The 8,210-nt window shown below is 37.1% G+C and carries 12 protein-coding genes; all 12 read right to left on the bottom strand.

Translation table 11 applies throughout. The annotated features are described in order from the left end of the window. Positions 1-415 (bottom strand): antirestriction protein (locus OCV72_RS11180; RefSeq protein ID WP_055283837.1); only part of this gene is annotated, 415 nt, incomplete at its 3' end. Then, positions 334-630 carry a conjugal transfer protein gene (locus tag OCV72_RS11175; RefSeq protein ID WP_081021054.1) on the bottom strand — a complete coding sequence of 99 codons (297 nt, stop codon included), beginning with the start codon at positions 628-630 and terminating at the stop codon, positions 334-336. The genes OCV72_RS11175 and OCV72_RS11180, both read right to left, overlap by 82 nt. A gap of 90 nt (positions 631-720) precedes the next feature. After that, positions 721-1,140, bottom strand: a complete 420-nt coding sequence (locus OCV72_RS11170; RefSeq protein ID WP_009243012.1) for a nuclear transport factor 2 family protein — start codon at positions 1,138-1,140, stop codon at positions 721-723. Positions 1,141-1,207: 67 nt separating this feature from the next. Next, on the bottom strand, positions 1,208-1,429 hold the full coding sequence (locus OCV72_RS11165) for a hypothetical protein (protein ID WP_002323342.1): 222 nt from the start codon (positions 1,427-1,429) through the stop codon (positions 1,208-1,210). Beyond that, the gene (locus OCV72_RS11160) at positions 1,430-1,564 is read right to left on the bottom strand and encodes a DUF3789 domain-containing protein (protein WP_009243011.1); all 135 of its coding nucleotides are present in this window, start codon (positions 1,562-1,564) and stop codon (positions 1,430-1,432) included. It lies immediately after the preceding gene. A gap of 11 nt (positions 1,565-1,575) precedes the next feature. Further along, positions 1,576-2,772: a MobT family relaxase gene (mobT, locus tag OCV72_RS11155; RefSeq protein WP_055180183.1), complete on the bottom strand. Its 1,197-nt coding sequence runs from the start codon at positions 2,770-2,772 to the stop codon at positions 1,576-1,578. 182 nt (positions 2,773-2,954) lie between these two features. Continuing rightward, positions 2,955-4,349 (bottom strand): FtsK/SpoIIIE domain-containing protein, encoded by a 1,395-nt coding sequence (locus OCV72_RS11150; protein ID WP_055283834.1) that lies wholly within the window; start codon positions 4,347-4,349, stop codon positions 2,955-2,957. A 71-nt stretch (positions 4,350-4,420) separates the two neighbouring features. After that, the gene (locus OCV72_RS11145) at positions 4,421-5,311 is read right to left on the bottom strand and encodes a sensor histidine kinase (RefSeq protein WP_109258290.1); all 891 of its coding nucleotides are present in this window, start codon (positions 5,309-5,311) and stop codon (positions 4,421-4,423) included. Between the two features lie 11 nt (positions 5,312-5,322). After that, positions 5,323-6,150, bottom strand: a complete 828-nt coding sequence (locus OCV72_RS11140) for an ABC transporter permease (protein ID WP_021739604.1) — start codon at positions 6,148-6,150, stop codon at positions 5,323-5,325. Further along, on the bottom strand, positions 6,143-7,057 hold the full coding sequence (locus tag OCV72_RS11135; protein ID WP_021739605.1) for an ATP-binding cassette domain-containing protein: 915 nt from the start codon (positions 7,055-7,057) through the stop codon (positions 6,143-6,145). The genes OCV72_RS11140 and OCV72_RS11135 overlap by 8 nt, the downstream gene beginning before the upstream one ends. Positions 7,058-7,146: 89 nt before the next feature. Next, the gene (locus tag OCV72_RS11130; RefSeq protein ID WP_028088146.1) at positions 7,147-7,809 is read right to left on the bottom strand and encodes a response regulator transcription factor; all 663 of its coding nucleotides are present in this window, start codon (positions 7,807-7,809) and stop codon (positions 7,147-7,149) included. Between the two features lie 82 nt (positions 7,810-7,891). Continuing rightward, on the bottom strand, positions 7,892-8,210 hold a 319-nt coding region (locus OCV72_RS11125; protein ID WP_070099635.1), incomplete at its 5' end, for a YdcP family protein.

Raw genomic sequence — 8,210 nt, 5'->3', positions numbered from 1 at the left:
AGTAGGCTTGACAGTCCTCGGATAAATGTTTGAACGTCGGGTCGTTCATCAGCTTTTGCTTTGCAACATCTATCATGCTTTTGCAGTTGGGATAAACCGTAATCACGTTCCTGCAAATATAAAGTGCTTCTAAATTTTCAAACACCGTAAGTAGTGATACATATTCTTCCTGCATATCACTTGAAAGCTGGCGGTACATAAAATCTAATTCGTTGAGCTGGTACACGCTTGTATGTTCGTGGACTTCATCAGCATAAGGCAACACCTTTTCGATAATACGGTAATCCCCACTTTCTGCACCGACACCTAACTTTTCTTCAAACTCGGCAACATCTATCGGCAGTTCAAACCAGTATGATATTGTTTCTTCGCCAGTTGTTCCTTTCGTTTCCACCAGCACCCTTGTTTCCTGCATTGTTCCTCACGTCCTTTCTGTTGTTTCATCACATCTTGTAAGGTCTGGTACGACATACCAAACACATACTTTGAAAAATCTTCTAACTGTCTTTCTTCATAGTCGGCAGGGTTCAGTCGTTTCATTTCCTGCCACACCTTACGCTTGTAAGAGGGCAGGTCGGAAATGTATTCACAGCCGACTTTTGCCTGCATATCCTTAAAAATATCGTTCATGTCATCACTCCAATCTGATTTTAGGTAAGAAAAAAGCAGTCAATCCTAAGACTAACTGCTTTATGTATATGGATATAATTTGATTAAGTTTTAAAACCAGTTTGTTTTTTCATCTCTAAATTGAGGGTTATCGCTGTGTTGATATGGATTATAGTTATTCAGATTGCAACCATATTCTTTTAATGATTTGATTTTGTTATCTTCTGTCCATTCAATTAAGGAAATACCGTCAAATTCTTCAACGCTTCCCGTATTCATTTCATTTTTAAAATACCATTCTACGACAGTTTGATTTTCTTTATGAAAGAACTGTTTAATATCCCAAATAATGACTTTACCACGAGTATTCCATTCATTAAACCAATGTTTTACTGTTTTAAGATTTTCATATTTAGGACACCAGCTTTCCGTATAAACAACATCTTCTGTAAAAATTTTATCCATTCCTAAGTCTTGCTGTTTCAACCACATATCAAACCATAAACGAATAATTTTTTCTCTCTCATTCAAAATAGAACACCTCGATTACTTCTTTTTTCACATTATAGCACCCATACATCAGCCCCACAATAAAATTTTATGCACCGATAATCTTATTGAACAGCTCTAACAGTACATCTTTCACACCGCCAGCATTGAATACCAAGCCGACAGCAATCAAGGCAACTACCAAAAAGCCGATAAGTTTGGAAAACTCACGCTTGAACCCTAAGTAGATACCGATAACCACAATCGCCATAAGCACTAAGCTCTGTGCGTTTGATAAAAACCATTGATACAAATTTTGTCCGAAATTCATTTAATTGTCCTCGCTTTCTTTTAATTGTTTCATTTCATAGTCAGCTTCTTTGCCGACATTCAAAATACACATCAAGACTACACCGATACCCATTCCCATAGATACCAGCAGGAAATCTTTTAATAATACCCACATTTTTATCACTCCTAACTTTCTACTAAATCTTTTGCAGGGGTCGTCTGCTGTTTGATTATCATTTCATGCTTTTCTGTGAGCTTTGCCTGCTGTTCGATTGTTTCCATGTAATCTGTACCATTTCCCTTATCAATCTTTTTCAGCATTTTCAAGGTCGGTGCTACCTGCCGTTGTACCCAACGCAACGTGCGGTCTAAGGTGTACGGCTCTGGCTTTGTCGTCAGCTTCAAGCTCTGTCTGTTATCGCCGATAAACCAAGCCCAGCGGTCATTGAGTTTCCAGTCGCTTTTTCGTTTGTCGGGTTCTTCATCAACAAACCGCACATACTGGTTGATGATAGAAAAGGCGGTCTGCTCTGCGTCATAATACGTCAGCAAATCTCGTACTGCATAATAGGCTCGTTCATTTCTAAGCCGTATCTCAAAACGGTTAATAATATCGGCTTCTTCCAGCGGTATCCCGAACTTGACGTACTGCTCATAGTCCTTTTCATAGATACAGAAATACACATCGGATTTCAGCGAACCAAGATAAAGGGTACGCCCCATATATTCTCTGTCGTCCTCTCTATGCTTGATAAGCTCGCCCGACAAGTAAAACTTGTAACTTCTGGACTTTCCGATATATTCCCGTTTCCTGCATTTTTCCGCAAGCTCTGGAATATCCAAAATGCCCATATGGTCGTTGATAGCAAGGTCGATACGCTTCATAACACCACCGTCTACGAGTGCGTCCATGAGAAAGTCATACCAGCTTCTTTCCTGTGCCAGCAAGTAACTTTCAAACTGTCGGCAACCTCGCCCCTTTAACTCTAAAAGGACACCCTTTTCTTCGTCAGCCGACGTATAGATAAAGATGTCCCCTAAAGAATAATGCTCCGTATAACTGTAATGTCCGTAATCTTCATGGAGCATATAGTTGATATTCAGTTTTAATATATCTTTGATGATGTGCTGTATATCCAGCGTGGGAAAACGGATTTTTACATAATCAAACAGCATGGTAAGCGGTGCTTCTGGATTGAACTTTGCCAGTTCCTTTTGCAGAGTATTAAGAAGTTCCTTTGACGGCTTCATTTTTCCGCTTTCTATCTTGTTGAGATATTCCCTTGTGATACCAGAAGCCAACGCCAGCCTGCCTTGTGAGATACCGTAAGCAATCCGTTTCTCCCGTAATTCTTTTATTCCTTGTTCTTCATTCAGAACCATACCCCCAATCTGTAAAGTGTGAAGTTTTTTAAGGCGACTTCACATCTGAATTTTGCAAGGAAACTATGCGATAAGCCTTATGTTTCCTATGTTTTTTGTCTATTGTCCATTTGCAAACGTACCCCTCTGTTAGATACCGAGGGGTTTTACCTGCTGGCGTGGCTTCGCCACACCAGCAACGGCTAGTCCGTGCCGTCGCCTTTCGCTTCGCACGTCGCCGTCACGTCCTGCCTTGCTTGTGCAAGAGAACCGATAGTCTGCAAAAAATCATGTCCTTTCGGGACTAAAGGCGTATAAAATTCACTTATAACACTTGTTCCCACATCACAATAGCCACGCCCCTTGATACGCTTCTGGAAAAACTGCTTTTTCACATCTGAACCAAACAGCATACCGTAACCTAATTCGCTGATACGCCCAAGTCCCACACGGAAATTGAAGTTATCTCTGATACCATCTGAAAAATACTTTGCGTCTGGACGCTGGCAGGCAACAATAAGGAAATAACCTGCTTGTCGCCCTAACATAACGATTTTCTTTAACTGGCTAAGTAAGCTCACGCTTTCTTTTGTCCCCAACATTTCAAAAAACGCCACATATTCATCAAAGATAAGAAAGCAGGGTGGAAGTCCCAGATAGGCGTAGTTTTCGCCCGTCTTATAGTTCGGGTGTTGCTTCATTTCCTCACTTCGCCGTACCATGCCCTCATAAAAGGCATTGACGCATTCAATCATTTCTTCTTTGGTGTGATAGACATTAGGCATGACTGTTCCCAAGTCTGCAAGGTCGCTGTTCTTAGGGTCTAAAATGTAAAGGATAGCGTCAGTATGCAGTAGGGCTTCAATGAGCGTCAGCAGAAAATAGGTTTTACCGCCACCAGTCCCACCAGCAATCAGAGCATGAGGAAGTGCGTCATATTCCCAGACAAGATTTTTCATCAGTCTAAGACAGCCGTTCTCTGCACGTACTTCATTAATGGTAATACGGTTCGCTATCATATCATAAAGCAGAGTATATTCGATATATCCGTCATGCAAGGTCTTGTCGGTCAGCTCACAATACAAACCACTTTCCAATTTATCCTCTAACCGTAAAAGCTGGTCTTGATATTTTCCCAACGTGATTTCACAGCGGATATGGAGCAGTCCCTTTTCCATTTGATAATAAATCTTCGGAAACCAGACGATTTTTTCCCTTGATCTGCTTTGCAGGTCAGTAAAAAAACCGCTGTCTTGTACGGTATCGGCTTCATACCACTTATTTTCCAACACCATTCTTGCCAGCTTTTGACGGTGCAGGAGCTTCTTGAAACTGTCGTAACAGAAGCGGTAATACAGAAAAGCGACCAATACACAAGCACCAGTCGCTATCAGTATGGTTATGAAGTTGTAAGGGGAGAGTGTCAAGCCATTCTCTAACAAGCTGAAATGCTCCCAATCGGTACGCATGAGCTGTTTCATATTCAGTAGCAGGAGAACCGCCACAAATATAAACAGAAGCGTTCCTATGGAAAAATGGTAAACAAGGTGCTTGTCGCTGGCTCTGATACGGTGTCCTTTATTCCAAATCTTACGCATAAATCAATCACTCCTTTCTGGGTACGAAAAAAGCAGTCAATCATAAGACTAACTGCTATAAAAAGTTATTTTCACAAATCAAACACAATGCAAATATTAAGCATTTCATTGTTATACTCGGCTGAAATTGTACCATTCATCTTTTCAACTAATGCTTTTGAAATAGACAATCCCAGTCCAGTTGAATTTCTAGCATTATTAACTGTATAAAATCGGTCAAATAATTTTCCAACTTCTATTTCAGTCAAATTTGAAGCATGGTTTATAAAATGAATTTCTCCATTTTCAAATAATGTAACTTCTAAATCACCATTACTGTACTTGACCACATTATTCAATAAATTTGCAAATATTCTTGATAATGCGGAACGGTCAAGATTACGAACTATCTTTTTCTGTGGAATGATAATCTTAGGAGAAATTTGCTTTTCTTTTAAAATTGTATAAAATGAAGCGATACTTTCCTCTAATACATTGTTAATAGTAATAGGTTCAATTTTTAAATCTTCTTCTGAAGTTAAAATCACAGAATAACGAAATAATTCTTCTGTTAGTTGTTTTAGCATTTCTGTACGATTTTTTATGACAGCAATATATCTATTCACTTTTTCACTTTTTTCTTCTTGTTCAAGTAAATCCAAATAGCCATATATTGCGGTTAGCGGTGTGCGTAAATCGTGAGAAACATTTGTAACAGCATTTTTTAATTCTATATCGCCTTTTTGAAATTTTCTGCGTTCAGCTCGGAGCTTTCGTAGCTGGATATTTATTTCATTTGCTAAATGACACATATATTTATCGTTGCTTGAAATATCAATCAGAGTATTACTATCGGTTATGAGCTTTTCAGCGAATGAACATTCTATTTCTTTTGCAGATTTTCGTAATAAATGTATCTTGATAAGTAACAAGACAATCACTAAAATCAGTCCACTTATGAAAAGCCATAACCATAGCATAATTTTTCACTCCTTTACTTTAAATCTTTTTTCTTGAAAATCCAAACACCTGCACCAGTTGTAAGTATAACGATTACTAAGGAATATATAGGCAATCGTGTTAAATTAACAACTTGCATTGTTGAACATTGAATTGCTTGACCGCCTGGATTTACATCATAAATGAATTGCACAATTTCTCGTTTTGTTCCGTCTAAATATTTTGGATTTTCCATTTCTTGAGCTGTGTTTTCTCCATTTTCTCCTATCGAATAAGCTGGAATAGTTTTTGGAGCGTCCAACATTCTATTACACATTGCACCAGCAAACAAAAGCCCAAATGAAAATAGAATACAAGCTACTGCAATAATAGCTTTATTTTGAGAGAGCATTGCTACAAGTGTGAAAAGAGAAGCAAATGTAACTGATAAAACCAAGACAGTTATTCCTATCATTACAATCATTTTCATATCAGCAACAAAAAATCCAAGTAAAGGAATTCCAACGCTGAGATACGGAACAAAAAACACAATACACATTGTAATTGCAATAATAGAACAAGTTACCATATTTGATAAATAAATAGTTTCTCTTTTCTGTCCTACGATAATTTTGTTTCTGATTGTTCCGTCATTATGTTCTGTACCGATAAAAAGACTACAAAATACAGCAAGAATAATTCCTATGAACAATGCACACATGAAAAATCCATTGTCAAGATTATTGATATATCCAGACTGTTTCATATCCCTATATCTCAATAGTGGGCTAGCTATTCCAATCACAAACATAAAAGCTAATGAACCCCTAAAACATTTATTTTTCCTTAATCGAAAGAAATTAGCAGATAATAATTTATTCATGTCTTGCACCCCCTACCAAGCTAACAAAATAACTTTCTAAACTTTCATCATGTTCATGTATCGAAATAACTTCACAATCTTTTTTGGATAATTCTGTCGTTAATTTTGAAATATTAACTTTTTCAAAAATATCCGCTTCTGTATTAGAAAGTATTTTATATTCAATGTTCATAGTGTCTAAAACATAAGCAAGGGTTTTTGTGCTTGATACTTTTAAATGAGTACATTTTCGGCATTTACTTTCCAATTCAATAGAGCTAATCTGTTTTATCATTTTACCATTGTCAATAAAGCCATAGTATGTTGCCAGTTTTGATAGCTCGTCTAATATATGACTAGAAATCAAAACGGTAATTCCATGTTCTTGATTGAGCTTCAAGATCAATTCCCTAATTTCTATAATTCCTTGTGGGTCAAGTCCATTGACTGGCTCATCAAGAACGAGAAAATCTGGCGAACCTGCAAGAGCAACCGCAATACCTAGTCTTTGACGCATACCAAGAGAAAAATTTTTTGTTTTTTTATTTCCCGTATTTTCAAGACCAACTAATTTTAATATTTCGGAAATTCCATCATCAGAGGGAATACCTAATACTTTGTATTGCTCCTTTAAATTTTCATACGCTGTTAAATCAACATAAATTGACGGTGTTTCTACGATTGCTCCCATTCTGCGACGAGATTTTGTAATGTCCTTATCTATGTGCTTTTTGCCATAAAGAACATAGTCGCCAGATGTAGGCTCTTGTAAACCACATATCAACCGTATAAGAGTTGTTTTGCCTGCTCCGTTTTTGCCGATAAGACCATAAATCGAACCTTTAGGCACATTCATTGATAAGCCGTTGAGTGCTTTAAAATGCCCGTAGTTCTTACATAAAGAATTTGTTTTAAGAACATATTCCATGATTTTTACCTCCTGTTTTCTGATATAGTTATTCTATCTTGTAAGAGTAAAGAAAGCGGTAAAGAAAACAGTAAAGAAACAGTAAAGATTTATTCTGTTCTCATTTTAAATCCAATTCCCCAAACAGCTTCAATATAATCTTTTCCACTTATATCACGAAGTTTTTTTCTTAAATTACTAATGTGCATTTTTAATGAGCTTTCAGTACAGTCTGGTGTGTCCTCACTAATTTTTTCTAAAAGAAATGACTTTACAATAACTTGCTTCGGATTTTGTATTAACAATTTCAAAATAGCATATTCCGTTCTCGTCAGTTTTACTTTTTTGTCCTCTATGAACACTTCATAAGTAAATGTATCCAATGTAATATCTTCAAATTCTAATGTTCTGTTTAATGAGGGTGTTTTAACTCTAAGTGCAACAGTAATTCTTGCCAATAATTCTTTTGTATCAAAAGGCTTAGTAACATAATCAACTGCACCACCAAGTAAAAGAGATACCTTATCTTCAACATCTACTTTTGCACTCATAACAATAATGGGAATATCTGATATTTGTGGTAATAATTCTTCCCCAGACAATCCCGGTAACATTAAGTCTAGCAAAATCAAATCTGGTTTTGTATCTGCTAAAAATAATAATGCTTCTGTACCAGAGTAAGCATGGGAAACCATATATCTTTCATGTACTAAAACTTCGTCCAACATTTTGTTTATATGAATATCATCATCAACAATTAAGATATGCTTCATTTTCATCACTCCATTATATTTGATATGAAATAATTATACCGTTATGCAGTATGCTCTACAATATAATTTTTACTCGGCAATCCTATTTTTTCTGTTGTCCCTGCGGTGTAGGGTTCTGTGGATTACCTGCGTTCTGATTGCCTTTATTCTTCAACACAATATCCTCTGCCTTTACATACCAGTCCACATCTGCACCTGTATAGGTTTTTCGTGATACCGTATCGGCTACTGGATTGACAAGTTCCACAACTGCATTGTACGGAAATTCCCTTAACGGTACTTCTGGCGGTACGGACACGGGGATAATTCCACCATGCAGACTGCACTTCAAATCATAGATACGCTTTTTAAGCTGGGTACTCGGTGTCCCGTCCTCATTCTGCAAGAACACATCACGCACC

The sequence above is a fragment of the Dorea amylophila genome, assembly GCF_025567265.1.
Lineage (GTDB): Bacteria > Bacillota > Clostridia > Lachnospirales > Lachnospiraceae > Dorea_A > Dorea_A amylophila.
Note: the sequence above shows the minus strand (reverse complement) of the source record. Positions and strands in the feature narration are given on the sequence as shown.

Bases quoted from the DNA above. Each gene is read 5' to 3' on its own strand.
- OCV72_RS11165 (WP_002323342.1), bottom strand. From the start codon at position 1,429: ATGAATTTCGGACAAAATTTGTATCAATGGTTTTTATCAAACGCACAG.
- OCV72_RS11130 (WP_028088146.1), bottom strand. From the start codon at position 7,809: ATGAAGCATATCTTAATTGTTGATGATGATATTCATATAAACAAAATG.
- mobT (WP_055180183.1), bottom strand. From the start codon at position 2,772: ATGGTTCTGAATGAAGAACAAGGAATAAAAGAATTACGGGAGAAACGG.
- OCV72_RS11160 (WP_009243011.1), bottom strand. From the start codon at position 1,564: ATGTGGGTATTATTAAAAGATTTCCTGCTGGTATCTATGGGAATGGGT.
- OCV72_RS11140 (WP_021739604.1), bottom strand. From the start codon at position 6,150: ATGAATAAATTATTATCTGCTAATTTCTTTCGATTAAGGAAAAATAAA.
- OCV72_RS11175 (WP_081021054.1), bottom strand. From the start codon at position 630: ATGAACGATATTTTTAAGGATATGCAGGCAAAAGTCGGCTGTGAATAC.
- OCV72_RS11150 (WP_055283834.1), bottom strand. From the start codon at position 4,349: ATGCGTAAGATTTGGAATAAAGGACACCGTATCAGAGCCAGCGACAAG.
- OCV72_RS11135 (WP_021739605.1), bottom strand. From the start codon at position 7,057: ATGGAATATGTTCTTAAAACAAATTCTTTATGTAAGAACTACGGGCAT.